Raw genomic sequence first — 26,942 nt, 5'->3', positions numbered from 1 at the left:
TCCACGGACGGGATGCATTTTTTCTATTCCTTTATCAAAAAAGTGAAACCAGTGATGCCTCAAAGTCATGCGGGGTGTGCGGGCCCGGTTCGGAACCCGCTCGGCATCGAACCGTCCGCGGCGGAGTCGAGGCCGGAGCGTGGCCACCAGCCTTGTAGTTGCCGCAGCGGCAGCTTCTGCCGAGCTGACCAGAGCTGGAAATACCGGCCCGGCACAGCACCCATGAGCAGACATCGGTGGCCACCGCCGATTTCCCCGGTATGCCGCAGGCCGCTGTGGATGCCGGAGTGGTGGACCACGCCCTGCCTCTGGACGCCATCGAAACGTTGTTCCGCGCCTTCGCCGACCACGTCCCGCCCCGCCTGACACGCCACCCCGCCCGGCACCCGGTTCCATCCGACCGGCGGTGGCCGCGCGGGCGAAGGCGAGGTACGGCACCGATGTCGCCGGAGAGTCCGTGGTCGTGGTCGACAGAACAGCGCTGCTTGGAACAGTCGGGGTATGGCGGTGGAGGCTGTACGGCAGCGAGCGCAGCAGACTCGGGAACGGGCGGCCGAGTTACGAAGAACGGTCCGACCCGTGAGCGAGGAGAACCGGCGAGCGAGGAGAACCGGCGGCTGCTGGACGAGCACTGCCGGCTCATGCGGATCCAGCGAGCGGCCCCGCGCCGACGCAAGGAAGCCTGATCGCGGCACACACCCACGGCGGCTCGCCGGGGCGTGTATGACGTGCCGTCCGCGCCGACGCACGGGGACAGCGCCAGACGGGAAAGGCCGGCGACGGTGGCCGCCGGGCAGTGCAGTCCGCGACGGATCCGGCGTGCATGCGCATCGCTGCCGAAAGCTAAAGCTGTGCCCAGGGATTGGCGGCGGTCCGTGCCGGTGCCACGCTGAAGACGCGACCCCGTACCGGGCTGTCGCTGAACCATGCCCCCCCCGGCACGACCACGCCATATCCCCGAAGGAAGGGGCGGGAGCGAGTGTCATGACCGCTGAGCAAGAACGGCTCTCCCGCGTAGAGGAGATCACTTCGGTTTTCGTCGAACTCGCCGACACCCTGGTCGCCGAGTTCGACGTGATGGACTTCCTGCACACCCTGACCGAACGCACCACCCGCCTGCTGCCGGTGGACGCGGCCGGGGTCATCCTGCTGAACGCCCAAGGACGCATGGTCGACGCCACCGCCTCCGACGAACAAACCCGGCGTCTGGAGCTGGCACAGATCGAATGGCAGGAGGGCCCCTGCCGCGACTGCATCCACACCGGTGCCCCCATCCCCGACACCCCTCTCGACACCCACCAGGCCGAGGAGCACTGGCCCCGCTTCACCGAATGGGCCGCCGAACGCGGCTTCGCCGCGGCGGCCGCGGTGCCCCTGCGCCTGCGCGAGACCGCAATCGGCGCACTCAACCTCTTCCGCACCCGCCCCCAGGCCCTGGGCGAGCCGGACCTGCGCCTGGCCCAGGCCCTGGCAGACGCCGCGACCATCGGCATCCTGCAATACCGCGCCATCCGCGACCAGACCCTCATCAACGAACAGCTCGAAGGCGCCCTGGGCACCCGCGTGGTCATCGAACAGGCCAAAGGCATGCTCGCCGAACGCCTCGACCTGACCCCCGACGAAGCCTTCACCCGGCTGCGCGCCCGCGCCCGCCACCACCAGATCCTGCTGACCGACCTCTCCCACCAGGTCATCAACGGCCAGGCCGATCCCGAACAGTTCAACGCACCACCCGCGTAGGGGCCCGCCCGCTGCCCCGGCAACGGTCAGCACCAGCTCAAGCCCGCTTTCCCGCGAACACACCGGAAGGGCCAGGCAGATGCCCTCCCCCCCCGTGATCCCCCGGCCAGCCCGCTGATGACCGCCCTCCTGGACACCCTGGGCAGCCCTCCGGGCCTGGGCCTGCTGCCCGCCGACCGCTGCGCCCAGGCACTCGGACTGACCTGCGTCACCATCTCCGCCCGAGCCGGCGGCCACGCCCCCGAACTCATCTGGTCCGCCCCCGACGACCGCCTCGGTACGGCCCTGGAGGATGTGCAGTTCACCCTCGGCGAAGGCCCCACTCTGGGCTGCCTGCGCGACGGCCGCACGGTCACCGAACCCGACCTGTCCCGCGTCGCCGGCTCCCGCTGGCCCACGTTCCTGCCCGAGGCCCTGCAGGCCGGGGCCCGCGCCCTGTTCGCCCTCCCGCTGGCCATCGGGGCCGTCCGGCTCGGCGCCTTCACCGGCTACCGCACCCGCCCCGGCCCCCTCACCCTCCAGCAGCACCTCGACATGCACACGTTCATCGACACCGCCACCTTCCTACTGCTGGCCCTGCTGCCCGGCGCCGACGGCCGCCGCGATCCGGCCACCGACCTCGCCACCCTGCACCGCGCCGAGATCCACCAGGCCACCGGAATGCTCGCCGTCCGTCTCCACCTCCCCCTCGACCAGGCCCTGCTCCTGCTGCGCTCCCACGCCTACTCCACCGGACGCCCCATCCTCGACCTCGCCCGCGACATCATCGACCACCGCAACCCACCCGGTCTGACGGGCCCCACATGACACACCCGGCAGCAGGCCGGCGGCGCCGGCAAGCCGAAGATGCAAGGTCAGGCTGGGCAGATCCGGATGTCACCAGGCAATGCGTTCCCTTCACTGCCCAGTCAGCGCAGACTCACGGATGCAGCGATGGGGAAGAACGGACACTTCGCAGGCGTTGCAGGTCGCGGAGTCGAAGAGGGGAAGGTGACGGGGCTGAAGCTGTTCCACACGATGAACGGCAACGTGGCCGAGGTCGCGCCGCGTCTTGCTGAGGTCGAGGCGGACGTGCAGCACCTCATCGAGGCGCACATGGAGACGATGCTGGGCGTGCGGTTCCTGGCGAGCGAGTACGGCACCGGGCCGGTGCACGGCGGACGGATCGACTCGCTGGGCCTGGACGAGAACGACGCGCCGGTGGTCGTCGAGTACAAGCGCGGAACAGATGCGGGGGTGATCAACCAGGGCCTGTTCTACCTGGCGTGGCTGATAGACCACCGGGCCGAGTTCGGCCACCTGGTCCGTGAGCGCCTGGGGGCGGCAGCCGCGTCCCGGGTGCGGTGGAGCGCGCCGCGGCTGATCTGCGTGGCGGGCGACTTCACCCGCTACGACGTGCACGCGGTGCGCGAGCACCGGCGCAGCATCGACCTGGTGCGCTACCGCTTGTACGGCGAGCAACTCGTCAGCTTGGAGACGGTGGCCTCCGTCACGGGGCAGACGGCGACATCCGGGACGGCCCGTCGCCGGCGCGCGGCCAACACGACGCGCGGGCACCTGTCGCAGGGGGCGATGGCGGAGCTGGCCGCCGCGGTCGATGAGACGCTGCTGGGCCTGGGGCCGGACATCACCAGGGCCGAGAACCGCCTCTACCGGGCGTACCGGCGGCTGCGGAACTTCGCCTGCGTGTGCCCGCCGCAGAAGAGCAAGCTGCTCGTCTACCTCAAGGCCGACCCGCAGGAGACCGGCCTGGTGCCCGGCTTGACCCGGGACGTGACGGGGCTGGGCCACCACGGCACCGGCGACCTGGAGGTCCAACTGCGCACGGAGCGGGACCTGGAGCGCGCCCAGGACCTGTTCCGCCTCAGCTACGCCACGACGTAGCGCACCCGTGCCGGCGGCCCGCCCGGGGCTCGCGGACGGGGTGAAGTTGTGCGTGGGGCAGAGACGCTGGCGGGCGAGCCATTGGGGAGGCGCTGGCGCGCCGTCGGTATCAGCGGTGGCGGCCGTGGTGCTCATCGCGTCCTCTTCCTGGTCGAACGGGTTGCGTGGGTACGGGGGAGGGTCAGCTGGGCTCGGGCCTTGGCGACCGCGCTCATCCCGTGCACGGTGGCCTTCAGCGTCGCGGTGGCCTGGTCGAACCGTTCGAGGGCCAGGCGGCGGAAGGCGGGCCGCCGGTCCGGGTCCGGGGCACGGACGGCCTGCCAGAACTCCTCCTCGGCGCGTTCCCAGTAGCGGGTGCGCGCCGCCTCCACGAAGCCGTGCCGCTGTTGGGGATCCCGCTTGACGTGGACGTCGAGCCAGGCAGCCGCCAGGGCGCGGGCCAAGTCGCCGGCGGCGGCCTCGGCACTGCGCCGGGCGGTGGCGATGGCTGCTGCGCCCTGAGGGTCAGCCTCTTCGATGTGCTGCAGGACGGGGGGTGTGGTGGCGGCGTACCACTGGTTGTCCTTCTCCTGGCGCTCCTGGTCCCAGGCCAGCACCCGCACCCCCAGTTGACGCTGGACCTGCGGGGCAAGCTCGGCCACGGCGTCGAAGACCGTGGGGCGCCGCAGCGTGCTCTTCGAGCCGGGCTGGGTCTTGAGCAGCATGGCGTCCAGGTCGCGCCAGGCCGAGCGGGCCCGGTCGGCGCGCACCGGCCCGCCCTGGGTGCGCTCGATGACGTAGGGGTCGACGGCGGCCGGCAGGTCGACCGCGGTATTCCAGGTGATCTTGCAGCTGGTGGTCTGCCCGGCGTCGTCGCCGGTGAGCAGGAGCGCGTGGGCGGTGCGGCGGGTCAGCAGCGACACTGGCCCGCACGCCGCGTCCGGGGCCAGCGGGTCGGGCAGTTCATCTCTCTCCCACGGCGCCAGGTCCGGGCCCGAACCGGTGGGCCAGGCCGACGGACCGGGCACGGAAGCCACCAACGACACGAACAGCCGCTCCGGCGCGTGCGGGAAGTATGAGACGAGCGAGCGGTACGGCCCGGCCTTACAGGAACCACCCTTACGGGAGCCGTGGGTGCGATGCGTGCCGGTACCGGACGGGCCGTATCCGTACCAGGCCAGAAGCCACTGCACCGCATCCGGCCCCGCCACCGGCACGTCCTGGGCGATGTGCGTGGTCCACACCGCGTTGCTCCCCGAAGGACGGTCCATCACCAGCCGGCCGGGCGCCTGCCCCTTGCCGCACTCCTGCGCGAGCCGGATGTCCTGGAGGAACGGCTGAGCGCTGTAGTACAGGTTCCAACGGTGCGCGTGGGCTTTCAGGTACTCGTCCACGCGGTCCGCGTCGAACCGCCCGGTGGCCAGGAGATCATCACGTGCGTCAGGCCACTGGGCCGAGGTGCCGGTATCCAGGCCCGCCACCCGTGCTGTCACCGCGGCGAGCAGGCGACGCGCGACGGCTTCGACCGGAGGGACCGCGAAGTCGAGGTCGGCGAACAGATGGGCGCCCTGGAAGAGGTGCCGCAGGCCCACCCGGGTGCATTCTCCGGGGCTGGCTTCTGGTAACAGGGACCGCAGTTCCGCGGTCTCGTCGGCGTCCAGGTCGGAACGGACCCGTACGGGAATCCAGCCGATATCGGCCACGGAAAACGGGTAGGACATGCCGCCTTCTCTTACTTGATGGACAGGCAAAAAGAGGCTCGCCGACACCAGAGGGACGGCGAGGGGGCCGATATGCAAGCAGGGCAGGCCAGGGCACGCAAAATGATCTTCAGGCGGTGATCGAGGTGTTGTCAGTGGGAGCCATTAGGGTCCGCGCCGCCGCAGCGCAGACGTCTCATGCTCAAGGCGGGCAGGCGTAACAACGGCTATAGGGAACCGAGAGGCTGGAGAAGTGGAGACACGCCCTGATGGCACATCAGTTTGCGGATTCCCGTGCGTCCTGACCGCCAATCAGTACAGCGGGTGAGTCAGCTTCGAGACTCGACCTCTGGCCGCTGTGATTCGCCTCAGCGCAGCAGGGTTCATGGCAGGACGCCTTGCCCGCCCATGATGTTGGCGTTTCGCCGAACACATGGGATCGTGCCTAGCTGTAGAGGCGTGTGGGATTGCACACAGAAGGCTCCTGGTGGCATGGACCGCAGGCACGGCGGCGGACGTGCAATGGCGTTGCGTACCGCCGAGTGGGGTAACTAGGTATGTACTGTTATACGGCGCTGGGAAGGAGGCCGACGCTGCCGGTCTTCCTCCCAGCCGTCGTTTTTTACGGAGAGGGGACAGCGCGGTATGCGCCGGGAAGATTCGGCCCGAAGATCACTATGGGACGCCCCGCTGACGCAAGGAGTCCGAATCGTAGTCTTCGCGTTCCTCCTGGTCGTGCTGACGCTGTGGTGCGTGGTCGTACTCGCCACCCTCACCGACCAGTGGCTTGCCTGGGTGCGATGGGGCCTCGCGGTGATCGGCGTCCTCGGGGCACTCGGGCTGGCCTGCGTGAGTCTCGTGAAGCGATGAGGCATTAACCACCGTTGGCGGCAGTGATGCCGGGGATCTGTGGTGTGAGCAGGAACAGGAACACGCGCCCTCCGGCCCCAGCCGCGCGCCGAGCGCCTGGGGATGTGCCTATGAGGCTATCCGTTCACTGGGATATTCCCGTGTCGAAGTGCATCCGGCACTCCTGCGATGACGGACAGGGCGGACTGAACGTTTAGTACACCCCTAGGGCAGCCCCGGCCTCAAAGGCCGGGAAAAATCGAGCACGTCGTTAAATTCGGGAGCCGCCCGCTCCGATCGCTATGGCACTCGGGACGCGTTCGACGTCGTGATCGCCACGATGACGACCGGTCGAAGGTGGCCATGACCCCAAGCGACTACCGCTCGCGGCGCTGGCCAAACGGCGCAATGCTCCGAAGCGCAGCAACAGAGGGCGGTGCCTGTTCGACGGCGTCCACGGACCTTGCCGTGCGGCATCAGCTGCTCATCGGCCCGCTGCCGCCCCTGGTCGTGAGATGAGGGCGGGCCGGGCTCATTGCTCCAGGTGAGCGGCCAGGAGAAACTCCGTTTCCGGAGACAGTGTGGCTACGCGGACATGGTCACCGTCGCGGTAGGTGAGGCTTCCAGGTACGTCGTCCACCGCCGGGTGGTAGTCCGCGCGAGACAGTGCCGTCAGGACGGTGGTGCGCAGGCCCTCACGGAGCATGAGCGACATCCCGAGGGGGACAGCGAGGTCAATCGAGGGGGCGGCGAGCGCGGCGTTGATGAGGGCGCGGATCTCCTGCGTCGTCATCAGCATTTGTCGTTCGGCCATCGTCCCAGTATCCCTATGAGCCCGGCCTGATGCTATCCGTTTCGCCCCTCATGGCCAGTCAGGTTGGCGGCAGTTGGAAAAACCCGGAGGCGCTCTGGTCGCACCTGCCGGCGCCTCCGGGAAACGCCTGCCGTTGTCTTCGGTGCTGGCCACGCCTGCGTGCGGCGACGGCGAGCCGGTGACGGCAACGAGACGGGATTCGCGGCATGCATCCGCCGGGCGTATGCGTGCTTTCCCGCAGGTTGGCGGACCGCGGTCTGCAGGGGCCGGCGCAGTAGCAGCCTGCCGGGTGCCGGTGGTTTTACGCTGCCGGGCAGTCCCATTGGGAGCTGAAGGTCACGCGTGACCGGGCAGCCGGGGTGGCGATTCCGGGCAGCAGGTAGCGCCACAAGGCGACCAGGCGGGCGTGCAGGTCGGTGCGGCCGGTGGCGATCTGGGACAGGAGCTGCGTGCCGGAATAGGAGCTGACCAGCGTCCAGGCCAGTTCCTGTACGTCCACGTCCGGCAGCAGCTCGTCCTTTTCCTTGGCGGCCAGCAGTTGGGAGGCGAAGAGACGGACCCAGTACTGGTAGGGGGCGTCGTCCGGAGTGCCGAATTCTCCCTGCTCGACAGCCAGCCGGACTCCGGCGCGCAGCAGGGCGTTGGTCTGCAGTTCGCCCGCGAGGTAGAGGTTGATGTCGATCAGGCGTTGCAGGCCGTCCTCGCCGCCTGGGAGCTTCAGGCCGTCGCCCTGCCCGAGCATGACGGCATGGGCCAGGCATTGTTTGCCGGAGAAGTGGAAATACAGCGCACCAGGTGTAATTCCGGTCCGGGTGAGGGTCTTGCTGATGCTGGCGCCACTGTAGCCGTATGCGTCGAACACTTCGGAGGCTGCCCGGAGGATCTTCTCACGCGTTGCGGCTGCCCGCTCGTGCACTTGCTGCATCGTCTCTTTCGTCATCCCTGGGCGATGTCGTCGTGGATCTGCTGGGCCTGGTGGGAGACGTCCCGGATCTCGTCGCGGTCCAGCTAGTGCAGGGGGTGGCCTGCCCAGTCCCACTCGGTGTCGATGTCTTCTTGGAGCACGGGGGTGATCTCGACGGTAAGGCCCGCCGCGCGCAGGGCCTGGGCGGCGTGCTCGGCATAGTGGGGCTCTTCGTGGTCGATGCGGGCCAGAACGAGGGCGTGTTCGCCGGTGGGACGGAAGCCGTGGACGCTCAGCAGGGCCCGGGCGGTGGTGGGGGAGGAGTCGGTGAGGGTGGCGGTGACGGCGGAGGTGTGGTGGGGGTGGCGGTCGAGGCGGACGTGGGCGGCGGTGTCGGGGTGGGGCATGGCGCTCGCTTCCGGGCCCCGGCCGGGCAGGTGGGCTATCGGGAGACGCGGGTGGTCGGTGGGGCAGGGGCGGCCCGCAGGCGGGGCCCGGCGCGGGGTACGGCCGGGGAGCGCGGTGTGGCGGGAGCGTGGCTGGCGCGCTGCCAGCGGGTGCCCAGGGCGGTCAGGTTGGCCAGGGCGCGGCGGCTGCCGGTGGCGAGCTGGTGCGGGGTGTTGGCCGCATCGTCGGTGAACGCCCGGATCTGCACGGCGGTGGTGTGAGCCTGGGCGAGCAGGGCGCGCCGCAGGATCTTCTCCCCCCAGTGCTCGGGCGTGCCGACCGGGGTGGCAAGCAGGCCGATCAGGTCGGCGGGGGTGAAGTTGGCGTGCAGCAGATGCTGGTGCTGGGCTTCCCACAGCACGGTGACCGGATCGATGGGCTCGCGGCGGTGTACCAGCGCGGTCAGGCATGTGAAGAGCTGCCCGTGCAGCGGCAGAACGAAGTCGTCGGGTTGCAGCCAGCGCATCTCCCGCAGCCTGGAGGGCTGGGCGGTCGCACACGCGAGCAGCGCCCGTTCTTCCTCCAGCGCCTCCTCGCCGGCGGTGCGTCGGGCGGGGGCCGGGTGGGGAGTGCGGGGCAGGGAGCCCGGGTGCGGGGCGAACCGGCTCGACAGCGTGTTCAGGAAGCTGGAGAGGGTGTCGCACTGGGCCAGGACGGTGGCGGTGGGGTCGGGCAGCGACGCCTCGGTGGCGGCCTGGGCGAGGCGGTCGGCGTGCTCCCGCACGGTACGGCGAGTGTGGTCGGCCTGGATCATGTGGGCGTAGGCCGCTGCGTGCCCGGGCCAGGGGCAGCGGTGGACGAGGGTGTGCAGGTAGGAGGCGGTCAGGCCGGGGGCCTGGGGCCGGGCGGCTTGCAGGACGCGGTCCAGCCAGACCGGGGCGCGGCGGTGCTGTTCGGCGTCGGGAACAGGGGCGGTGTGCATGGCCGTATACAGGGCGCTGTGGGCAGGGGCGTCGAAGTGCTCGGGGGCCAGCGGGCCGAGTCCGTCTAGGCGTGCGGGTTCGAGGAGGAGGGCGCCGAGCAGGGCCTGCTCGGCGTAGTGCACCGGGGCCGGAGGATGCGCGTCCGCCAGCTCGGCGTCTTCGTCAGGGCGGGGTGCAGAGGGACGGGGGTGCATCAGGCGGCGAGGGTGAAGTCGTCGGGGCCGAGGGGGCGGCCGAGGTGCGGGGCCAGCAGGTGGGCGGCGAGCCTGGGCGGGACGGCGTTGCCGATCTGGGAGAACTGCTGGCCCTTGTTGCCGGCCCACGGGTAGTCGGCGGGGAAGGTCTGCAGCACGCCCGCCTCGGCGGCGGTGATGCGGATTGCCTCCGGCACGGGGGCGTCCTCGCCCGCTGTGGTGGTGGCGGGTTCGGCGATCCAGAGGCATTCGTTGGCGCGGTGTCCGAAGAACAGGGTGCCGGCGGGCTCGTCGGCGCGGCGCACGGTGGCGTTCGTCTGGCTGTTGGTGCGCAGCGACCACGCCCACTCCGGTGCCGGGCGCGCGGACGGCGGTGGGCTCTCGTGGGCCGCGACGGCGGGCTGGCTGCGGCGCCGCAGGCGCCGTTCGGTGCCTGCGGGGCGCGGTGGGTGCTGCCAGGTGCCGCGGTCCCGGGCGTCGGCCAGGGCTTTGCGCGAGCCGGAGGGAAACGGCTCAGGGCCCCCGCCGGGTCCGCCCCCGGCGCACACGGTCGGTACCGGGCGGTCGGTGGCACCCCAGCCGAGGGCTGCGGCCATGGACACCCACGGCGCACGGCCGGGCCCGAACAGGGTCTCCGGCTCGCCGTGTTGTGCGTGGGTCGGCGGCGGGGGCTCGGCGGGGCGGGAACGGGAGGCGAGCAGGATCGCCCGCCGCCGCGTCTGGGGCACCCCGAAGTCGGCCGCGTTGAGAATCCCGCACCACACGGAGAAACCCCACGACCGCAAGATCGCCGCGTACTGCTTCCACAGCGGTGCGACGTCGGGGACCTCCTCCATGGCCACCCATTCCGGCTCGCCCACCGTGTTCAGCGCATGGAGGTAGCGCATGGGCTCGGCGGCCAGCAGCGACCGCTCATCCCGGCAGGCACCGAGCAGCTTGTCGCGGGTGTCGCGACCGGCGGCCAGGTCGGCGACGGCCTGGTGGACCAGCGGCTGGTCGAGCAGGCCGAGCCGCTTGCCGGCCATCGACCACGCCTGACACGGCGGCGAGGCGATCACACCGGTGGTGCGGCCGACGAACGGCCCCACCGGATAGCGGGCGACGTCGGTGCGCAGTGTCAGCTGCCCGGCTGCGGCGCGGGTGCGGCAGGCCCACGCGTCCCGCTCCAGCCCGATGTCCCGGACGCCGAGCAGCGACAGGGCGTAGGACCAGCCGCCGGGTCCGGCGAACAGGTCCACGATCATGCGGCCAGCCCGAAGTCGTCCTGTGTCGGCTGCTCGCCGCGGCAGGCCCAGGGCGAGCAGCCGTCGGCCACGCCCTCCTCCAGCACGACGCGGGCGTCACCATCCGGGGCCTGGTCGCCCAATTCAGCTTGGCGAGCGGCCCATTCGGCGGCGGTGACGTGGTCGATGGGTGCCTGGTCGAGCGGGACGCGGGAGCGGTGCAAGAACGCCTGGCCGAGCAGCCGGTTGCCGGAAGCATTGGCGCGGGCGTTGCCGCTGCGGATAGCCGCGTCGAAGGCGACGACGTCGGCCCACTCGGCCGGGCTGTGGTCCCGGATGTGCCGCCACTGGGCGTTGCCGTGGAAAGGGCAGCCCAGGCAGCTCGACTTCGGGGTGTCGGCCAGACCGCGCTGCTTCAGGTAGCGCAGACAGTCGGCGCGCGACCAGTCCAGCTCGATCAGGGGGTGCCGGTTGCGCATGTAGGCGACGTCGGCGTCCTTGGCCCGGTGGAACTCATCGGTGGAGATCCCGACCCACTGCTCGACGAACACGCCCTTGGGGATGCGCCGGGGATACGGGTAGCCCAGGAGGGCGCGTACCTGCTTCTTTATCGGTTTGATCTTGTATTCGCCGGTGCACTGCCGACGGGTCATCCCGGCCTTGCCGTCCTGGTTGAGGACGTGCAGCGGCATGGACGCGAACCGGTGGCCGGGGTTGAGCGCGTCCTCGCGGATGTTCCCGGCCGAGACGCGCAGCACGGGTATCCCGGCTGGTTCGGCTACCTCCTTCTCCAGGCGGTCGAGATGGGCGTAGACGGCTGCCGGCTCCCAGCCGGTGTCGGCGAAGATCGCGCAGTCGACGCGCGGGAGGATTCCCTCGGCGGACAGGGCGAGCAGGGCACTGGACTGGACTCCGGCGCCGAGGGAGAGGGATCGGAAGGCGGGGGTTGCGGGAATGGGGCGTCCTTGCGGTGTACGGGGGCGGCGCCCGCGGGCGTGCGGTCAGCGCCGGGCGGGGGCGGCGTGGGGCGGGGCGGGCGCCGGCGGCGGAAGCGGTGCGGCGGGGGCCTGCGGCGCGGCGAACGAAGGGCGCACGCTGTCGAGGCCATCGGCCAGGTGGCGGGTGGTGTCGGTGGCGTCGCGCAGCCATTCCCAGATGGGGGCGGGCAGTTGGCGGGCGTTGTCCCGGGCCCATTCGAGGATTTCGGCGGCGTTGCGCAGCTGGTCGGCGAGCTGGACCAGTACTGCCTGCTTCTGGTCGCCGTCGCGTGCCGTTCCGAGGACCTGCAGGAGTTCGTCGAGGGCCGTGGGCAGCGGTGAAGGGGCGGTGGGCAGGCCGTACAGGCGGGCGTGCAGGGAGCGGGCCACGACGGTCACCGGGCCGCCGGAGCCCCGGTGGCGGAAACGGGGGTCGGCCTGGCGCCGCACATTGAAGCTGGCGACTACGTCGCGGGGCGCGGCCTCCGGGTGGATCTGGGCGGCGAGGGCGAGGGCGATGACGTGCGGGGTGGGGGCGTCGTCGGTGGGCGTGAGATCTCCCGGGGACGAGTTAGAGAGAGCGGCTGGGGGTGGCTTTGGGCGCCGGGGCCGGGCGGGCGGCGGTGCGCGCGGGGGCCGGAGGCCGGCCGAAGGTGGCGATCAGGTCGCGGCGGCCGTCGGCGCTCAGGTGCACCCGCTCGTCGTGCAGCCACAGCGGGCACTTCTCGCGGGCGACGAGGCCGCGGTCCTCCAGCGAGCGCAGAGTGCTGAGGGCGATGCGCCAGTCATCGCGGTGCAGGTACGGCTTGTCGTCGGCGATCGTCACTTCGCCGCGGGCCACCGCGCGCAGCGCGGTGTACTGGGCGGGGGAGAAGGCGGGCGGCTGCTGCGGCGGGATCTCGCCGCGGCGGCGCCGTTCGGTGACGAAGAGTTCGGCGGCTGTCAGCGTGTCCTGGGGGGCCGGGGCGGTCAGCTTTCGGACGAGGATGAGACGGCTGTTGGCCGTCTCAAGGGCCTGCCGGTAGGTCAGCAGGGGCCCTTCGCCCTTGGCGGGAACTCCGGCATAGGTGTCGTCGAGGATGTCCTCGGCGTCCAGAAGGTGGTCGGCTGTGTCGATGGCCAGGTGGGCGAGCTGCCGGACCCGCGCGTACACGGTGCGGATCTCCGGGCTGTGGTACATCCGCTGGGCGTCGAGGCCCTCGACGATGTCCAGCGCCAAGCGGGCCAGATCCTGGGTGGGGATGGACTGCTGCGTCAGAGCGGTCGCCGGACTGAGGCCGTCCAGCCGCAGGCAGGACAGGTAGTCGTGCTGGCGGGCGAAATCGCCCCCCAGGAGCAGGAGCTTTTCGGCCGGAGCGGTGGGTGCGGTCATCGGCGGCGGGACGGTTCCGTTCGGTGAGGGGCCTGCGGCGGTGTACCGGGCCGCCGCGTTCGCGTGGCGGCGGAGGCGTTTACGAAGGTCGCCGGCGCGGGGCGGACGGCTTCGCGGTGGCTGCGGGTTTCGCCTGGGCAGGGGCGGGGACTGGCTCGGCGGCTGGCTCGCTCTTGTGCAGGTAGTCGAGAGCTGGGCCAGGTACAGCCGGTGCGTGTGACCGGCAGGCGGCGTGGAACTGCGCACGTGAGACTCAGTCATCGTGGTCCTCCCGCCGCGACGGGACGGGACGGGCCTGGAGGCCAGTTCGGCACTTCGCCTGGGCGGTCAGCGGGTACGGCGCGGCCGGTCAGGAACCGGGGCTGCGGGCGGTGTGGCGGTGTGGCTGCTCGTACGGGCGGGAGCTGCGGGGATGTCCTCGGGCGTGCGGAAGCCGAGCCGGATACGGGTGCCCAGGTTCTCCATGGACAGGGCGGTCTCCGCCTGGACGACCGCACCGAGCTGTCGCGTTTCATCTGTGCCGACGGGCAGGGCGTAGCCCTCCCGGGTGGGGGTGAAGCCGTGGTTGGCCAGGATGCGGCGGGCGGCGTCGGTGCGGGCGGTGGCGGTGACGCGCTCGCCGGAGACATGGAAGTGGACGTCCGGTTCGGGCAGCGGCTCGTCCGGGTTCCAGCGGGTGGTCCAGCTGAGGTCGGTCACGTCCCAGGTGTGCTGGAAGAGGAAATGCATGGCTTCGCCGGTGCGGGTGTTGGCCTGCTCCCCGGCGTAGGCGGGCGGTAGCAGGTACAGCGGGCGGCCCGGGCCGCTGGGCTGGTGGGCGGTGAAGCCGTGGTCGGTCAGGATGCGCTGGGCTGCGGGGAGGGCCCGGTTGAGCAGGACGAAGGTGTGGCCGTCGTCAGTGGATCCGATGACGACGTCGTTGTGGTCGAGGAAGGCCATGGTCTCCGAAGGGGCAAAGCAGTGGTCGGGTGGGAGAGTTGCCGCTCGGTGGCGGCGTCAGGGCCGGGGCATGGGCGCCGGGGGTCAGGTGGCGGTGGTGAAGTCGGTCTGCGCGGGGGCTGCCTTGGCGACGGCGCGCTCAGTGATGGCCTTCGAGGCGCGGGCGGAGGCGGCGGACAACTCCTTGGCGCCGGGCTCGGCGTACCAGGGGCGCAGGTCGAGCATGGCGGCGCGCATGCCGGTGGCGAAGCACAGGGCGGTGCCCTTGGCCAGGGCGCGGATCGCGTCGGCGGGCAGGATCCGCTCCTGGCGCATCGACACGGAGGTCGACTTCCCGGACTCGGAGTGCGAGATGGAGGTGGTTTCCACGTCGTGGTCGCCGATCATGCGGCTCAGCTTGTCCGCGAAATCCGGATCGTCGATTCCGCTGCCGATGACCTTCACGGTCGAGGCGGACCACATGGCGTCCATGCCCGCGTCCCCCCAGACTTTCTGGCCCTGCCGGTAGGACTGGAGGATGGTGATGGGGATGATTCCGCGGCTGCCGAGGTGGGAGTACAGGTCCGGCAAGTCGCTGATCTTGCACACGTTGGCCGCCTCGTCGAGGATCGCCAGAGCCGGCGGGTCAAGACGTCCGCCGGCGCGTTCAGCTTCGGCGGTTGCCGCCCGCATCACCGCGTCCGCGCACGCCGCGATCAGTGCCGAAGCGCCGCCTCCGCCGTCCTTGCTGAGCAGGTAGAGCGTGTCGGTGGAGGTGACGAACTGCGACGGCCGGAACTCTGCGACGTCCTTCTGCGGTGTCACCCACGCCGCGATCTCGGCGTTGAGGAGGGCCGCGGCGTACTGGCGGGCCGTCTCGTAGATGCCGTCACGGGTCTCGGGCGGGCCCTCGACGGTGCCCTTGAGCTGGGCGGCGACGGCGGCGAAGCCGTGGTCGCGCAGGATATCGAGCGGGGTGCGGTCGGCGGGGAAGGCCAGCCAGGCCATGATGTCGGTGATCGGACGCTCGTCGAGGGCAGCGGCCAGCAGCAACTGGCTCAGGATGTTGGAACCGGCCTTCGACCAGAAGTCCCCCTGCTGCGAGGCGTCCACGGAGGCGGAGACGAAGTGGCCGGCCAGCCGGTTGGCGCCGTCCAGGGTCTTCGCGGTGGCGAGGGGGTTCCACCACATCTCGCGAGTGGCGTGGGCGATCTGCTGCGGGTCCATTGACCACACCCGTCCCACTTCCGCTCGGGCGTCGAGCGTCGTGGTGTAGGCGTCGCCCGCCGCCTTGTTCGAGGTCAGCAGGACAGGGCCGGGGGCGGACAGGATGGAGGGGATCGCCAGCGAGGTGGTCTTCCCCGATCGCGGAGCCATGATCGCGACGGCGACATCCTCGTAGCCCATCCGCACCTCGTGCGGGGTGCCTTGGAGGTTACCGAGGAGAATGCCGGTGTCCTTGGCCTCGATGTGCTTGGTGTCCTTCAGGCTCGGGCGCAGGGACCGGGCCTTGGCCTCGATCGCCTTGGCCATCAGCGGCTCGATGTCCCGCGCCTTGGCCATGCCGGTGATCTTTTTCTTCCGACTGCCGCTGCGGTTCTTGTGGCGGGCCCACAGGACACCGGCTGCGGCGCCGAGGGCGAGGAGGACGGCGCCGGGAACGATGCGGGCGCCGACAAGCAGGGACGTTTCTGTGGCCTGAGGCCAGAGCTGGTCGGGATGGAGCAGGGCTGCGGTCGGCTGGTACGGCGCCCACGGAAGGCCGGTGAGGCAGGCGGTGATGTTGCCGGACAGCCAGGCGAGGTTCGAGAAGGGGACGACGATGGCGAGGACTCCGAGGAGGAGCCGGAAGGCGATGTCGTACCCGTCGGAGCTGTTGGACGAGGGGGGCAAGGGGGCTACGTGCCTCCGGGCGGGGACAAAGAGGCCAGCGGCTGCGGCCGTTTCAGGCCGGCGGCCGTCGCAGGGCGCTCGCTCGCGCTCGTCGGCAGAATGCTCGCGACGGGCGGTGGGGACGTGGTCTTCCCGGCGGGAGAGGACCTGCTCGGTGGGCGCGTCCCGGTCGCGTCACAAGACCGGGCTGGCGGTCGGGAGGCTGAACGGCTGCTGGCGCGCGGTAAGGGGGCTGGGAACGGCGATCAGGTGCGGTGGCGTGTGCTCACCGAACCGGGGTTTCCACGCGTTCGGGGGGCCGGTGAGTGTGACAGTGGTGGTGTGGGTGCCGGGGCCCGGTCATCTCCGTACCGAGGGTGACCGGCCGGGGGCAGGGGCAGCGGTCGCGGTCGGCGGCGGGGCCAGGGGTGTGGAGGAATGCCGGGATGCGGAGTTGATGTCCTTAAGGACGTGGCCGTGGGTGGCCCAGTCGTCCAGGTAGCTCCAGGATTCGGCGTGGTGCTCGGCGAGCGCTTCGTCGAAGGCGGGGGTGCCCGGCCGGACGTCGGCGGGGAAGCTGCCGCGCGTGAGCAGCCATTGTTCGTGCAGGGCGTCGAGGCGGTCGAGCGCGGTATGCAGCACCCCGAGCCGGTACACCCAGTGGCTTTGCACCGCACCGGTCGGCATGCTCCGCAGCTGTGCCTCGGCGGTGGCCAGCAGGTGGCGGGCGCCTGCGCGGATGTTCTCGAATGCTGCGGCGGTGTCGGCGTCGCGCTGGCTCTGGCGCAGCCCGTAGGCGTGGTCGTCGTGCGGCCAGCCGTCGAGGTCGGTGTGCTCGTCGGAGTAGGCGTCCCAGGCATCGAGGATCGCCTTGCTGTCGTGGACATAGTCGTCGAGGTGCTGCAGGAACTCGCGGTGAGCGGTGTGGTCGGGGGAGACGGCGGGGGTCCTAACGGGTCAGCGGTGGGCGGCCGGACGAGCGGGGTACGCCGGCCCTGGGCGGGGCTGCGGCGGGGCGGGGCGGTTGCTGGCGACGGGCGGCGCGTACCTGTGCGCGGATGGCATCGAGCCGGTTGGCATGCGCGGCGACGACCTGTTCGGGAGTGCGCGAGCTGGGTTCCTGCACGACGCTGTGGTGGGCGGTGCGGTCGAACATGCCGCGCTGGAGCGGGGCGGGATCGGCGAGCCCGGTGATGAAGGCGCCCAACGAGATGGTCGGGGACCTGGCCGTCGAACCGGGCGTGCCAGATGCGAGGGCCCAGCAGCGTGCCGTGCCCTGGCTCGCAGGTCTCGACGTGCCAGAAGCCCCGGAGGCTCTCCTGATCAGGACAGCGTTCTACATGGCACATGCGGTCAGGGGAGTGGGCCGTGCCCGCGTCGCTCAACAGCCATCCCGCCGACTTGAGGGCCTGGAACGGGCCCGGCGGCCGGGGCGGCGGCGGGCCGGTGAGAGCGTCGGTGAGGCGGCCGAGGATCTCGGCGGGCACGAGGTCACCGAACTCGGCGTACCAGCCCGGCTCGGTGTCGGTGGGCTCGGCCCCCGCAGCCGCCACCATGCGGAGGTGACGGACTGCGGGTCGAAGTGCAGGGTGCACCGGCCCTGCGGGCTGCGCAGGATGACCTCGGGGCTGAACGGGTCGGAGGTGCGGGCCCATCCGGCCGCGGCGAGTGCGTGGGTGACGTGCCGGGCATCGCCGGCGCCGGCGAGGTGACGGGGGCTGGTGTCGAGGGGGATGCGCCGGGGGAGCTGGTCGGCGAAGGCGGCGAGCTGCCGTTCGCTCACCGGCACGGGCCACACTCCGCTTCGGTGCCGCAGGCGCTGGCGTGCAGCGCGCGCAGGTCGTCGAGGACGTAGTGGAGGGTGTGCTGGTCGGCCTGTTCCCATGCGGCGGTGCGCAACTCCATGACCAGCAGGTCGGCTTCGAGGCTGCGCGGGGTGTCCGGGTGTTCCTGTACGGCGCGGGCCAGGGCGCGCAGGGCGTCGGCGAGCTGGACGGGAAGACCGGTGTATTCGTCCAGCAGCGGCTCGACCAGGTCGAGCGCCTGCTGGGGATCGGGGCTGTCACGCAGGTAGTCGGTCAGGCGGGACAGGGTCTCGGTCGCGGTGCGGATGGCATCCGGGGTGAGTGCGGGCACAAGGCTCCTCGGGAGGTCGGCGGCGGGGTCAGCGGCGGGCTCGGGGGCCGCCCGCGTGAGCGTGGGGGCGGGCCGCGGTGCGGGGCCGGGCGCTGCGGGCGGTGTTGCGGGCCCAGGTGGCGGCGCGGGCGGCAGTGATGCGCGCCTGCTGCCAGGCGCTGAGCTGGGACGGCAGGACGGACACCGACGTGGTCTTGATCTGGGTGCTGGGCGGGACACGGCCGAGCGGGCGCATCACGGGCTCGGGGCTGGCCAGGGCGGCCGAGAAGGCTTGCACCAGGTGCATCGGGGTGCTCGAGGCGAACTGGGCGTTCCAGCCGTTGCCCTGCTCGTCCTTCGCCCCGGACCACCACATCGCCGCGCCGTCGGGGCTCTGGTGGTATTGCATCCAGGCGCTGCCGTCGGGGCTGGTTGCGGTGACCTGCTCAGCGTCGGGTTCAGTGCGCCAGCGCTGCCCGTGAAGCGGCGCCCACACGTTGGGGGCGTGCGCGGACCGGGGCTGGGTGAGGGCGTCGGTCAGGCCCGCGACGATCTCCACCGGCGTCTGCCGGCCGAGGTGTGCCCACCACTCGGGCTGGTGCCGGCTCGCGGCGCCGTGGATGCTCCACCCGCCCGGCTGGACATAGGGGTCGTAGGCGATGCGGACCGCGCGGTCCGGGCTCTGCATGAACAGAGGGCCGTCCGTTTTGGACTTGTCCCGCCAGCCGCAGGCGCGCAGAAATTCGGAGACGTGCCGGACATCGCCGCCGCCGGCCAGGGCGCGGGGCTGGACGAGGTAGTGCTGCTGGGCCTGCTCGCCCGCACCCCAGTTGTGCCACTGCTTCTTTTTCACCGGCGCCGCCGGACGACGAGCGGAGCGGGCACCGGCGGCGCCGCCCTGGTGGCGGGGTGGGCGCTGGCGTGCTGGAGGGTCTCGCGGTGCTCGTCCAGGCCCAGCGCGATGTCGTTGAGTTCGTTCGAGGCCCGGCCGAGGGCGAGCCACACCTCCGCTGGCAGCGCTCCCCGTTCGGCCTCGGCCTTGGCGAACACGCTGCCTGTGATCACGAGGTGGGTGACGCCGCCGAAGACGCCGTTGTCGGGATCAAGGATGCGGGCGAGGGCCTGCGGGGCTTCCTGCGGGGGCAGTTGAGCGAGGTGGTCGGCGAGCTGGCCGAGCTGGCGGGTGATCTCGTCGGCCAGCCGCACCGTGTACGGGGTGGGGTGGGACATGCTCCTCCGGGTCGGGAACGGTCAGTGGTGCTGGTGGTATCCGGTCCGCTGGGACTCGGCGCGGACGGCCTCCGGGCGGGCGCCGGCCAGCGGGGAGGGGCGGTCCGGCCCGGTGGGGAGGCAGGCGCGCAGATAGCGGCGGAACAAAGCGGTGGCCAGGCGGGGCTTGAGACGGTTCGTGGTGGGTGGGGGTGTGCGGGGAGCTACGGGTTTCTCCGAAGGGTCGGGCGATGCGGGCGGGCGGCCCGGCGGGGTCCGGGCCGCCCGCCGGGCCTTAGGGGGTGCGCCGGGGCGGCGCGGGGCGCGCGGGGGAGGCGGCCGGAGCCGGGCGCTGCACCGCCGGGTGGGACTGGGTGGCGTGCAGGTCGCGTAGGGCCTGCTGGTAGACGGCTTCGTCGAAGACGGCGGAGGTGCAGTTGACCTGGTACCCGGCCTGAAGGAGTGCGGGGATGGCCCGGGTCGCCAGGCGCTTTTGCTCGTCGGCGGCGAGATGCTCGGGCACCACGTGCCAGATGTAGACGGGGTCGGCGGTGCGGACCTCCTGGCGTTCCAGACCGAGCTGGTCGAGCAGGGTGTGGAGCCTTTCGGGGGCGCCGGTGGGAGTGTCGGCGTGGATGGTGGTGGTCAGCGGCTTGACGCAGATCTCGACGTCGGTGCCGTGCTCGTCGGCCAGATTGGCCATGGACGGTTCTCCAGTTAAGCGACGGCGTGCTGGGGGCGGAGGGCTGTCGCACGGTGGCAGCGCCCGGGAGCCGGGCCCGCGTTGGGTTATCGAGCCCTGTTGGCCGGGGTGCGGGACGTAGCGGGGGCCGGCGGCACGGCAGCCGGTGTGGCGGTGGGCGCGATCCGGCCCGAGGGATGCTGGAGTGCGGTGGTGATGCCGTGCGCGCCGAGTTGGCGGCCGGTCTCGCGCACGGCGCGGGCCTGCACGGTGGTGTCGTCTCCGCTGAGGCGGTAGATGCCGGTCTGCTGGTCGGGGACGAAGCTGTTGGCCGCCAGGACGGCGGCGGCCGTCTCGCCGACGGGTGCGGCAGCCAGGCTGCCGTCCGGCTGCCATGTCAGGACGACCCGCTCCGGCTGGGACGGCTGGACGTCGGCGGCAGCGTTGTGGCGCACCTGGGCGAGCGCGGTGTCGTAGCGGGCGAGTAGGTCGCCGGCGACCTGCTCGGCGCTCAGGAAAGGATCGTCGGTCAGCGCGATGCCGTTCGGCTCGGGTACTGCGCGGTATGCCTCGTCGGGGAGGGCGCGGGGGGCGACGGCGGCGATGAGGAAGCCGTCGCGTTCGTCGTGCCGTTCAAGGACGGCGAGCTGGGCGCCGTCCGGGCGGCTCAGGACGGCTGCCTGCTGCAGCGGATGCTCGGCGAGGGATTCGGCGATCAGGTCCAGGTCCCAGATCCGGTCGCCCAGTTCGGCGAGATCGTGCTTGGCGCCGGGCGGGTGGTAGGTGCTGGTCCAGGCGTCGGGCAGTTCACCGGCCAGGACGTCGGCGTAGGAGGCCAGGCGCTCGGAGTTTTCGTGGTCGTGCATGGTGTCCTTGAGCGAGGTGGGGGTCAGCGGCGCGGCCCGGCGGCCACGGCAGGCGGCGGGGCCAGGGCCGTGCGCGGTGGAGGCGGGCAGGCGCATACGGCGGAGCGCTCGCGTTCGGTGGCGGGGACCTGTTCGGTGCAGGTGCTGCGGCCGGGGTGCGGGGCGTGCCGGTCGGCGAGGGCGTTGCGGGTATGGCACAGGTCGGTGCGGAGGGTGTGCAGGCGCTCGTCGGCGAGGTAGCGCAGCCGTCGGGCGATGTGGGGGTCGGCCGCATCACCGAGGCCCTCGTGGAACTCGGCGGTGGCGGCCAGGATGTCGCCGAGGGCGGCAAGGACGCCGTCGTGGGCGGCGGTCAGCTCGGTGAGGGCGTCGGCCGCCTCCTCCGTGGTGGTGGCCGTGCGGATGCGCTCGGCGAGGTGGGCGACGGAGGCGCCCAGCGGCAGGTAGCTGACCGGCCGGGCGTCGGTCTCGAAGCCCGCGTCGCAGTCGACGTGGTAGCCGGCGGTGCGCAGCCGGGCGACGGCTGCGGTGGCGAGGCGGGTCTCCTCGTCGGGGGCGAGGCCGGCCGGGGCGCGGTGGTAGGTCTCGTGGACGCGGACGACGGGGACGAGCCCGGCTCGCTGGAGGACGCTGTGCGCCTGCGGATCGCCGCCGCGGGCCAGGACCTCCTCGGAGTGCGGATCGCGGCGCACGGTCAGGAAGCGGTCGGCATGGGGCAAAGAAGCGATTCTCCTACGGTGAGTGGCGCGTGGCCGCCGTGGCGGTGGGCGGTGTCGGGAGGACGGGGTGTGGCCGGGGTGGAGGGTTCAAGCGGGTGGCGGTGGTGTGGAGGTCGTGCTGGATGCCGTAGAGGCGGCGGGCGATCAGCTCCAGGTGATGTGCGGTGTCGGGACTGGCGGTACCCGGCTGGTCGGCGAGGCGGTGGGCGGTGTGCTCGATCAGGCCGCGCACCGCGGCCAGCGGCCCGCCCTGTTCGTCGGCCAACTGGGCGAGAACCGCGGCGAACTTTGCCGAAACGCTCGGCACAGGCCGGGTACTGCCCCGCTGCGGGGAGGCGGTCCGAACGGGGGTGAGGCGCATGGCCGCTTCGATGAGGCGGGCCTCGTCCGAGAGCCGCCGCATCAGGTCGGCGGGCTGGCGCTGCCACGCGCCGTCCAGGCGGATGAGGTTGGCGATCACATCGAGGCGCCCGGGTTTGCCGTGGACGGCGATCCAGTGGCAGCCGTTGGGGTCGCCCGGCGTCTCGATGCCGGCAGCGCGGGCCAGGCGGTGGGCAGCCTCAGCCCACTCCGCACCGGACAGGTCCCGGTCGTCGGCATGCAGCCGCACATCAAGGTGGAAGATGGCCCGCCGGTCGCCCCGGGGACTGGCAGCGAACGGATGCTCCAGAAGCGGATCTTCCAGGTGCTCGGCCCACTGAGTGGCGGTCCACGTCGCCTGCTCGTCGTCCAGAAGGTAGGAGTCCAGCCCCGGCCAGTAGGCAACGACGGCGTGCTCGGTCAGACCACCCTCGATGGGCGCCCCGCGCCCCAGCGCCTCGCTGAGCGGGTCGTGCGGAGTGTGGGTGCGTTCGTTGACGCGCGGAATCACGTCGGCGTGCCTCCGAAAGCGCGGGCGGGCAGGCGCTGGTGGAGGTCACGGGCGGCGCAGATCAAGGAGCGCTCACGCACCAGGTCGGCGTGCACCGCAATGTCACCGGGCGGCAGAAGATCCAGGGCCCGGTCGAGGGCGGCGAGCCCATCGTCGTAGCGGCCGAGCCGGCGCAGCGCGCCGGCCCTGCGGAAGAGCACGATCGGATCGGTGCCGGGGGCGAAGGCCGGCCGGGCGCTGAGGGCCAGGAGCCGCTGCGTGCCCTGGTCCAGGTCCTGGCCGAGCCACAGCCCGTGCAGCAGTACGTGCAGCGTTTTGTCGTGCTCCCCGGCCTCCGCGAGGACCTCGTCCATGACGGTCAGGCCCGCGGGGCGGGACTGGCCCAGCAGCGCGAAGGCGTACAGAGCGCGGCTGTAGCAGTCCAGCGACCGCAGCGCGGTGTCCGGCAGCTGTTCGACCAGGGCCTGGAGGGTGGGGCAGCGGAAATCGAACCGCAGGGCGCTCAGGTACAGATGCCGGAAGGTGCGGGTGGTGACCGGATCGGGGCCGGCGGCGGTGACCTGGGCCGGGGGCAGCAGGTCGAGGACGCTGTGCCCCGCGGCGCGTGCCGTCCAGGCGACATCCGCGCACACCTCCGCCGACTCTCGCCAGTCGGCATCGAGGTCGTGCAGGTCCTGGGCCAGGCGGTCCGGCCAGGAGGCGGCGCCCAAATCAGCGGTGGCCCGGGCTTTCGCCGTGAGCAGGGCCAGGGCGCGGCCGGGGCGGCGGACGGGGAGGGTCACCGGCCGCTCTGGGCGTCGGCGATGTGCACGAGCTGGCCGAGCGCCGTGGTGGTGTACCAGCCGCAGTCGACCAGGGTGTCGGACTCGGGGTACTTCGCCAGGAGGTGGTCCTCCACGGCGCGGAGGTAGATCAGGCAGTCGGGGCAGCGGCGCGAAAGATGTACGAGGTAGCGGGGGTGGGCGGTGACGTAGGTCTGGGCGCCCCCGGTGGCGTCGCGCAGCCGCCATCCGTCCTCGTCGGTCGGGGTGTGCCAGGACGGGGCGACGACGCGCATCGCATCCCCCCACAGCTCCCCGCCGGCGACCCCTTTGAGGACGACGACCTGGTCGCCGGCCTGGAAGTGCTGATGGGTGATGTCCCGCGCGGGGGTCAGCGGGTCGTGCGTCGGTGCGAAGGCCGGGGTCGGCGGAGGCGTCCGGGACGGCGGGTTCATGCAGATCCTTCCACGCGAAGCGGGCGGCGGGAGGATCAATAGTCCGGACGATCGCCGGTTTGGCTAACCGGCGATTCCCGGCTATGTTCCGGCCTCACTCAGCGGAACGGGTTCTCCGTCCCACGGTCCTGCTCGGTGGCGGCGTCGAGGAGTTCGAGCAGGTCAGAGCCCTCCGCGTCCCTCTGGTCGATCCACCATCCGGCGCGGGTGACCACGCGCGCTTTCTCCTCCAGTTCCGCCCAGTCCGGCTCGTCCCAGGCGCCCTCGACGACCAGCGCGGTGTGCGCGGCCGTCATCAGCTGGTGGCGGGACCGCTCGCCCCAGTCCAGGACCCGCTCGGGGCCCTCCAGCGGCGGCATGTCGAACTTCTCGGCCCACTCGGCGGCGGCTTGCTGCTCCTCGGCACGCTTGGCGGCGAGCCACGCTTCCTTGGAGCCGGTGTCGGCGTCGCGCGCCGCCTTCCAGCAGTCGGTGCAGTCCTTTCCTGTGAGCCAGCGGGCGAAGCCGGCTCGGCGGTCGGCGGGGCGGTCGGACAGGTCGTGGACGACCGAGTGGCCGCACTGGTGCTCGACGGGGAACTGGGTGCGGACAGCCATAGATGCATCTCCTTGAAGACGTTCGTCAGTGGGAAGTTCGGGTGCCTGATTAGGCGTGCTCGCCGTGATGCCGACCTCAGAGTTCGAGGTGTGGGGCGGCCGGTAAGCGGGATGGTGAAGGCGAGGGTGGCGTCGCTGGCGGAAGGGGGACGATGGCGACGGGAGCAAGGCCATGAGGAGGTGACCTGCGCGGGTGCCGCACAGGGGCGGGCGACGCGTGGGTCTGGCACCACGCCGGTGAGGCGCGGTGTGATTGTGTCGTTGGTTCGAGAAGGTGTCGGGCAACGGTTCCGGTAAAGCTGGGGACCTTAACGGGCCTTGGTACAGCTACCGTTTCGTAACCAGGGAACAAAATCGTTTTGCGGCTGCCTTGCAGAAGAGCTCCGAGCAGGTCCTGCTCCGGCCCCTCCGGTCCCGGAACCGGGACAGAGTGCTTGACGTGGCCTGCGTTGAACCATCACTGTTCGACCGCGTGCAGCGCTTCCAGGGGAGGGCAGTTACACGATGCACGGACGACTCGACGAGGTAGTGCCCGCTCCGGTCCGCGCCCAGCTCCAAGCGGCGGAAGCCTCGCTGCGCAAGGTAGCCACCGCCGACCTGCCTGCACCGGTACTCATGGCGTGCGCCCAGCGCGTGGTGGCGGTGGTGGGCACCATGTGCGGCAAGCTCTCGGAGTTTGCGGCGCCAGGAGCGGACAACTTCCTGAACGCCGAGCGGTGCTGCGGCGGTGCGAGCACCATGCTCGCCGACAACCTCGGGGTGCATCTGGTCGAGAAGTACGGCAGCGCCGCACGTGACTGCGACCTGTCCGAGGTACGCGACGGCATACTCACCTTGAAATGGCGAGCGACCGAGCTGGACATCACCGAAATGGCTGCTTGGCTTGCCGGTTCCATAGCGAAAGCAGACGCGGCTTTTGAGAGCGTGGTCCACCGCAGCACCGCCCCGAAGAAGCTGTGCGACACGGCAGCCGCTGCCGCAGAACTTTCCCATCAGGCGTGGGCGTGGCTCGCCGGGGACAGCGGCGGTTGGCCATAACGGGAGCGGATTCGGCCCTGTCCATGGGATCCAGTGGTTGTGACGTCGTGAACCGGCCCCAGCGGGACGACCCAAAGTGGCCCATTTTGTGAAGATCGCCAACAGTACGGAGCAGTTCACCGCGAGGGCATGCCCGAGTCCAGTGGGGCCAGCCGAAGTCGCTCCTTCAAGCGTCACGACCACCAATGTCAGTGGCATCGGCGACCATGGCCCTGCCCTGCACCACCCCACCACCCCTGAGAGGACGCCTCGTGGCCCAATCCTTCACCGTGCACCTGGCCTTCGGTAGTCACCGCATCGAGAACGTCACCTTGCAATGGGGGGTTGGGATGGACGGTGATACGCGCAGAGACGCTCCCAGCTGGGGCACTGACATCGAAGTCCCGGCTGTGATTGAGCTCCTCGATCTGATTACAGCTGGATCGGTCACTGCCGAGCAGGCCCGAGACAAGCTGGTCCGCCTGGCAGTTGCAATCAACGAGCGGAAGAATCGTGAGTATGAGGAGATGATCGAACTGATGGAGCAGCCCACGCCTCGTGCAGTGCGCGAAGAGAGTTGCTTCGATGACCGCTGGGTGTACGCCGTATCGCCCGACGGCGCCCCTGACTCGATCAAGATCGGTGTTGCGAAGGACATAGCCCAGCGGATCAAGTCGTTGCAGTCAGGCTCTGCGACCACACTGGAACTTCGCTGGAGCGCTCGCGGTGGGTACCCTCTTGAACGCTACCTGCATGAGCAATTCAACGTCAGGCGCACCCACGGGGAGTGGTTCGACTTCGAAAGCTGCCCAGACCCCGTCGCAGAGATCGACAATGCCGCTCATGCCTTCCTTCGGCAGTACGCCGAGGAAAGTCTCGCAAATTCCTAAGCTCACTGTACTCGGGCATGCCCTCGCCGTGGACTGCTCCGTACTGTTGCCGGTCTTCGCAAAATGGGGCCATTTCGGGCCGTCACGCTGGGGCCGGTCAACGTCACCCTAAAAGTTGTCCCGTAACTGATGGGGCCGCTGGGACGTTGATCGGGGCATGGGTGGGGTGATGTCAGCAGACGATCCGAAGTGGATCGAGCCGTTCACCGGGCTGAGTCCGGCACAGTTCAACCGCCTGGTCGCGCTGGTGCGTCGTCGTGGCGGTGACGTCCAGCGAGGCCGGCCGTGGCGGTTGCCGCTGGAGGACCGGGTGTTACTGGTTGCCACGTACTGGCGCACGAACCTCACGTTGCGGCAGGTCGCGCCGCTGTTCGGGATCTCCAAGTCGGCCGCGGACCGGATCCTGGACCACCTCGCGCCGCTGCTGGCGATCTCACCGGCCCGCCGCAAGCGCGAGGACACCGTCTACATCGTCGACGGCACCCTGATTCCCACCCGGGACCGCAGCGTCGCCGCTTCCAGCAAGAACTACCGGTACTCGACGAACCTGCAGGTCGTCATCGACGCCAACAGCCGCCTGGTCGTGGCCGTCGGCGCTCCCCTGCCCGGCAGCCGTAACGACTGCCGGGCCTTCACCGAGTCGGGTGTCGACATCGCCTGTCGAGGCGTTCCGGTGCTCGCCGATGGCGGATATCAGGGCACCGGCCTGCTCATTCCTCACCGCCGTCGACGCGGGCAGGAAACCCTGAGCCCGCAGCAGGAAGCCGAGAACAAGGTCCACCGCAAGGCCCGCGCACGCGTCGAGCACGCCCTGTCCCGCCTGAAGAACTGGAAGATCCTGCGGGACTGCCGCCTCAAGGGCAGCGGCGTTCACCAGGCCATCCTGGGCATCGCCCGCCTCCACAACACAGCCCTCACCGGATAATCCCCACCCCATACGGGACAGCCTTTAGCCAGAGCCAGAG

The 26,942-nt window shown here is 70.9% G+C and carries 29 protein-coding genes and 1 pseudogene; 6 read left to right on the top strand and 24 right to left on the bottom strand.

Annotated elements, in window-relative coordinates; genetic code table 11:
- Positions 1-984 precede the first annotated feature (984 nt).
- The 3 genes from CP984_RS03420 (at position 985) to CP984_RS03410 (ending at position 3,624) form a co-directional block, all read left to right on the top strand.
- Positions 985-1,740, top strand: a complete 756-nt coding sequence (locus CP984_RS03420) for a GAF and ANTAR domain-containing protein (protein WP_003986270.1) — start codon at positions 985-987, stop codon at positions 1,738-1,740.
- A gap of 117 nt (positions 1,741-1,857) precedes the next feature.
- Positions 1,858-2,547, top strand: a complete 690-nt coding sequence (locus CP984_RS03415; protein ID WP_003986271.1) for an ANTAR domain-containing protein — start codon at positions 1,858-1,860, stop codon at positions 2,545-2,547.
- A gap of 183 nt (positions 2,548-2,730) precedes the next feature.
- Positions 2,731-3,624 carry a DUF5655 domain-containing protein gene (locus tag CP984_RS03410; RefSeq protein ID WP_003986272.1) on the top strand — a complete coding sequence of 298 codons (894 nt, stop codon included), beginning with the start codon at positions 2,731-2,733 and terminating at the stop codon, positions 3,622-3,624.
- 131 nt (positions 3,625-3,755) lie between these two features.
- Here the strand turns inward: CP984_RS03410 and casA are convergent, their stop codons facing one another.
- The 24 genes and pseudogenes from casA to CP984_RS03295 all read right to left on the bottom strand — a co-directional run bounded on the left by casA (position 3,756) and on the right by CP984_RS03295 (position 24,070).
- Positions 3,756-5,324, bottom strand: coding sequence for a type I-E CRISPR-associated protein Cse1/CasA (casA, locus tag CP984_RS03405; protein WP_003986273.1), 1,569 nt, complete (start codon positions 5,322-5,324; stop codon positions 3,756-3,758).
- A 1,360-nt stretch (positions 5,325-6,684) separates the two neighbouring features.
- A complete protein-coding gene (locus CP984_RS03400; protein WP_003986275.1) occupies positions 6,685-6,966 on the bottom strand; it encodes a hypothetical protein in 282 nt (93 codons plus the stop codon).
- A 301-nt stretch (positions 6,967-7,267) separates the two neighbouring features.
- Positions 7,268-7,906, bottom strand: coding sequence for a ScbR family autoregulator-binding transcription factor (locus CP984_RS03395; protein WP_226048600.1), 639 nt, complete (start codon positions 7,904-7,906; stop codon positions 7,268-7,270).
- 68 nt (positions 7,907-7,974) lie between these two features.
- On the bottom strand, positions 7,975-8,277 hold the full coding sequence (locus CP984_RS41110) for a hypothetical protein (RefSeq protein ID WP_003986277.1): 303 nt from the start codon (positions 8,275-8,277) through the stop codon (positions 7,975-7,977).
- 35 nt (positions 8,278-8,312) lie between these two features.
- Positions 8,313-9,434 carry a DnaB-like helicase N-terminal domain-containing protein gene (locus CP984_RS03385; protein WP_030185293.1) on the bottom strand — a complete coding sequence of 374 codons (1,122 nt, stop codon included), beginning with the start codon at positions 9,432-9,434 and terminating at the stop codon, positions 8,313-8,315.
- Positions 9,434-10,678, bottom strand: coding sequence for a DNA cytosine methyltransferase (locus CP984_RS03380; protein ID WP_003986279.1), 1,245 nt, complete (start codon positions 10,676-10,678; stop codon positions 9,434-9,436). The genes CP984_RS03385 and CP984_RS03380 overlap by 1 nt, the downstream gene beginning before the upstream one ends.
- The gene (locus tag CP984_RS03375; protein ID WP_032922125.1) at positions 10,675-11,553 is read right to left on the bottom strand and encodes an adenine nucleotide alpha hydrolase family protein; all 879 of its coding nucleotides are present in this window, start codon (positions 11,551-11,553) and stop codon (positions 10,675-10,677) included. The genes CP984_RS03380 and CP984_RS03375 overlap by 4 nt, the downstream gene beginning before the upstream one ends.
- A 105-nt stretch (positions 11,554-11,658) precedes the next feature.
- Positions 11,659-12,024 carry a hypothetical protein gene (locus CP984_RS42575; RefSeq protein ID WP_129820972.1) on the bottom strand — a complete coding sequence of 122 codons (366 nt, stop codon included), beginning with the start codon at positions 12,022-12,024 and terminating at the stop codon, positions 11,659-11,661.
- A 181-nt stretch (positions 12,025-12,205) separates the two neighbouring features.
- Positions 12,206-13,006 carry a hypothetical protein gene (locus tag CP984_RS03365; RefSeq protein ID WP_003987074.1) on the bottom strand — a complete coding sequence of 267 codons (801 nt, stop codon included), beginning with the start codon at positions 13,004-13,006 and terminating at the stop codon, positions 12,206-12,208.
- Between the two features lie 327 nt (positions 13,007-13,333).
- Positions 13,334-13,945 carry a hypothetical protein gene (locus CP984_RS03360; RefSeq protein ID WP_003987073.1) on the bottom strand — a complete coding sequence of 204 codons (612 nt, stop codon included), beginning with the start codon at positions 13,943-13,945 and terminating at the stop codon, positions 13,334-13,336.
- A gap of 84 nt (positions 13,946-14,029) precedes the next feature.
- Positions 14,030-15,817, bottom strand: a complete 1,788-nt coding sequence (locus tag CP984_RS03355) for a type IV secretory system conjugative DNA transfer family protein (RefSeq protein WP_003987072.1) — start codon at positions 15,815-15,817, stop codon at positions 14,030-14,032.
- Between the two features lie 339 nt (positions 15,818-16,156).
- Positions 16,157-16,438, bottom strand: a complete 282-nt coding sequence (locus CP984_RS41870) for a hypothetical protein (RefSeq protein ID WP_226048599.1) — start codon at positions 16,436-16,438, stop codon at positions 16,157-16,159.
- 307 nt (positions 16,439-16,745) lie between these two features.
- Positions 16,746-17,003, bottom strand: coding sequence for a hypothetical protein (locus CP984_RS42765; protein ID WP_003987070.1), 258 nt, complete (start codon positions 17,001-17,003; stop codon positions 16,746-16,748).
- 40 nt (positions 17,004-17,043) lie between these two features.
- Positions 17,044-17,352 (bottom strand): annotated as a pseudogene (locus CP984_RS42760) (DUF317 domain-containing protein); the annotation flags it as partial.
- A gap of 223 nt (positions 17,353-17,575) precedes the next feature.
- Positions 17,576-17,932 carry a hypothetical protein gene (locus CP984_RS03340; RefSeq protein ID WP_003987067.1) on the bottom strand — a complete coding sequence of 119 codons (357 nt, stop codon included), beginning with the start codon at positions 17,930-17,932 and terminating at the stop codon, positions 17,576-17,578.
- A 28-nt stretch (positions 17,933-17,960) separates the two neighbouring features.
- Positions 17,961-18,764, bottom strand: coding sequence for a DUF317 domain-containing protein (locus CP984_RS03335; protein ID WP_030185265.1), 804 nt, complete (start codon positions 18,762-18,764; stop codon positions 17,961-17,963).
- The gene (locus CP984_RS03330) at positions 18,761-19,141 is read right to left on the bottom strand and encodes a hypothetical protein (RefSeq protein WP_003987481.1); all 381 of its coding nucleotides are present in this window, start codon (positions 19,139-19,141) and stop codon (positions 18,761-18,763) included. Before CP984_RS03330 ends, CP984_RS03335 begins: the two co-directional genes overlap by 4 nt.
- A gap of 274 nt (positions 19,142-19,415) precedes the next feature.
- Positions 19,416-19,823, bottom strand: a complete 408-nt coding sequence (locus CP984_RS03325) for a hypothetical protein (protein WP_030185261.1) — start codon at positions 19,821-19,823, stop codon at positions 19,416-19,418.
- 86 nt (positions 19,824-19,909) lie between these two features.
- Entirely contained in the window at positions 19,910-20,668 is a 759-nt protein-coding gene (locus CP984_RS03320) for a hypothetical protein (protein ID WP_030185257.1), read from the bottom strand.
- 23 nt (positions 20,669-20,691) lie between these two features.
- A complete protein-coding gene (locus CP984_RS03315; RefSeq protein WP_003986992.1) occupies positions 20,692-21,387 on the bottom strand; it encodes a hypothetical protein in 696 nt (231 codons plus the stop codon).
- Between the two features lie 13 nt (positions 21,388-21,400).
- Positions 21,401-22,258 carry a hypothetical protein gene (locus tag CP984_RS03310; protein ID WP_003986993.1) on the bottom strand — a complete coding sequence of 286 codons (858 nt, stop codon included), beginning with the start codon at positions 22,256-22,258 and terminating at the stop codon, positions 21,401-21,403.
- Positions 22,255-23,040 (bottom strand): hypothetical protein, encoded by a 786-nt coding sequence (locus CP984_RS03305; RefSeq protein ID WP_003986994.1) that lies wholly within the window; start codon positions 23,038-23,040, stop codon positions 22,255-22,257. Before CP984_RS03305 ends, CP984_RS03310 begins: the two co-directional genes overlap by 4 nt.
- Positions 23,037-23,474, bottom strand: a complete 438-nt coding sequence (locus tag CP984_RS03300) for a hypothetical protein (protein ID WP_003986995.1) — start codon at positions 23,472-23,474, stop codon at positions 23,037-23,039. The genes CP984_RS03305 and CP984_RS03300 overlap by 4 nt, the downstream gene beginning before the upstream one ends.
- 98 nt (positions 23,475-23,572) lie before the next feature.
- The gene (locus CP984_RS03295) at positions 23,573-24,070 is read right to left on the bottom strand and encodes a hypothetical protein (RefSeq protein WP_003986996.1); all 498 of its coding nucleotides are present in this window, start codon (positions 24,068-24,070) and stop codon (positions 23,573-23,575) included.
- 504 nt (positions 24,071-24,574) lie between these two features.
- On the opposite strand from CP984_RS03295, the gene CP984_RS03290 reads away from it, so the two are divergent.
- The 3 genes from CP984_RS03290 (at position 24,575) to CP984_RS03280 (ending at position 26,902) form a co-directional block, all read left to right on the top strand.
- A complete protein-coding gene (locus CP984_RS03290; RefSeq protein ID WP_003986997.1) occupies positions 24,575-25,108 on the top strand; it encodes a hypothetical protein in 534 nt (177 codons plus the stop codon).
- Between the two features lie 251 nt (positions 25,109-25,359).
- Entirely contained in the window at positions 25,360-25,977 is a 618-nt protein-coding gene (locus CP984_RS03285; RefSeq protein ID WP_003986998.1) for a GIY-YIG nuclease family protein, read from the top strand.
- A gap of 157 nt (positions 25,978-26,134) precedes the next feature.
- Positions 26,135-26,902: an IS5/IS1182 family transposase gene (locus tag CP984_RS03280; RefSeq protein WP_030191976.1), complete on the top strand. Its 768-nt coding sequence runs from the start codon at positions 26,135-26,137 to the stop codon at positions 26,900-26,902.
- The last annotated feature ends 40 nt before the right edge of the window (positions 26,903-26,942 follow it).

Source organism: Streptomyces rimosus, assembly GCF_008704655.1.
Classification (GTDB): domain Bacteria; phylum Actinomycetota; class Actinomycetes; order Streptomycetales; family Streptomycetaceae; genus Streptomyces; species Streptomyces rimosus.
This window is presented reverse-complemented; position numbering and strand designations above follow the sequence as displayed.

Excerpts from the sequence above, each read along its gene's own strand:
- CP984_RS03420 (WP_003986270.1), top strand. The coding sequence starts at position 985 with ATGACCGCTGAGCAAGAACGGCTCTCCCGCGTAGAGGAGATCACTTCG.
- CP984_RS03415 (WP_003986271.1), top strand. The coding sequence starts at position 1,858 with ATGACCGCCCTCCTGGACACCCTGGGCAGCCCTCCGGGCCTGGGCCTG.
- casA (WP_003986273.1), bottom strand. The coding sequence starts at position 5,324 with ATGTCCTACCCGTTTTCCGTGGCCGATATCGGCTGGATTCCCGTACGG.
- CP984_RS03400 (WP_003986275.1), bottom strand. The coding sequence starts at position 6,966 with ATGGCCGAACGACAAATGCTGATGACGACGCAGGAGATCCGCGCCCTC.
- CP984_RS03395 (WP_226048600.1), bottom strand. The coding sequence starts at position 7,906 with ATGACGAAAGAGACGATGCAGCAAGTGCACGAGCGGGCAGCCGCAACG.
- CP984_RS41110 (WP_003986277.1), bottom strand. The coding sequence starts at position 8,277 with ATGCCCCACCCCGACACCGCCGCCCACGTCCGCCTCGACCGCCACCCC.
- CP984_RS03385 (WP_030185293.1), bottom strand. The coding sequence starts at position 9,434 with ATGCACCCCCGTCCCTCTGCACCCCGCCCTGACGAAGACGCCGAGCTG.
- CP984_RS03380 (WP_003986279.1), bottom strand. The coding sequence starts at position 10,678 with ATGATCGTGGACCTGTTCGCCGGACCCGGCGGCTGGTCCTACGCCCTG.
- CP984_RS03365 (WP_003987074.1), bottom strand. The coding sequence starts at position 13,006 with ATGACCGCACCCACCGCTCCGGCCGAAAAGCTCCTGCTCCTGGGGGGC.
- CP984_RS03360 (WP_003987073.1), bottom strand. The coding sequence starts at position 13,945 with ATGGCCTTCCTCGACCACAACGACGTCGTCATCGGATCCACTGACGAC.
- CP984_RS03330 (WP_003987481.1), bottom strand. The coding sequence starts at position 19,141 with ATGTCCCACCCCACCCCGTACACGGTGCGGCTGGCCGACGAGATCACC.
- CP984_RS03325 (WP_030185261.1), bottom strand. The coding sequence starts at position 19,823 with ATGGCCAATCTGGCCGACGAGCACGGCACCGACGTCGAGATCTGCGTC.
- CP984_RS03320 (WP_030185257.1), bottom strand. The coding sequence starts at position 20,668 with ATGCACGACCACGAAAACTCCGAGCGCCTGGCCTCCTACGCCGACGTC.
- CP984_RS03300 (WP_003986995.1), bottom strand. The coding sequence starts at position 23,474 with ATGAACCCGCCGTCCCGGACGCCTCCGCCGACCCCGGCCTTCGCACCG.
- CP984_RS03295 (WP_003986996.1), bottom strand. The coding sequence starts at position 24,070 with ATGGCTGTCCGCACCCAGTTCCCCGTCGAGCACCAGTGCGGCCACTCG.
- CP984_RS03290 (WP_003986997.1), top strand. The coding sequence starts at position 24,575 with ATGCACGGACGACTCGACGAGGTAGTGCCCGCTCCGGTCCGCGCCCAG.
- CP984_RS03280 (WP_030191976.1), top strand. The coding sequence starts at position 26,135 with ATGGGTGGGGTGATGTCAGCAGACGATCCGAAGTGGATCGAGCCGTTC.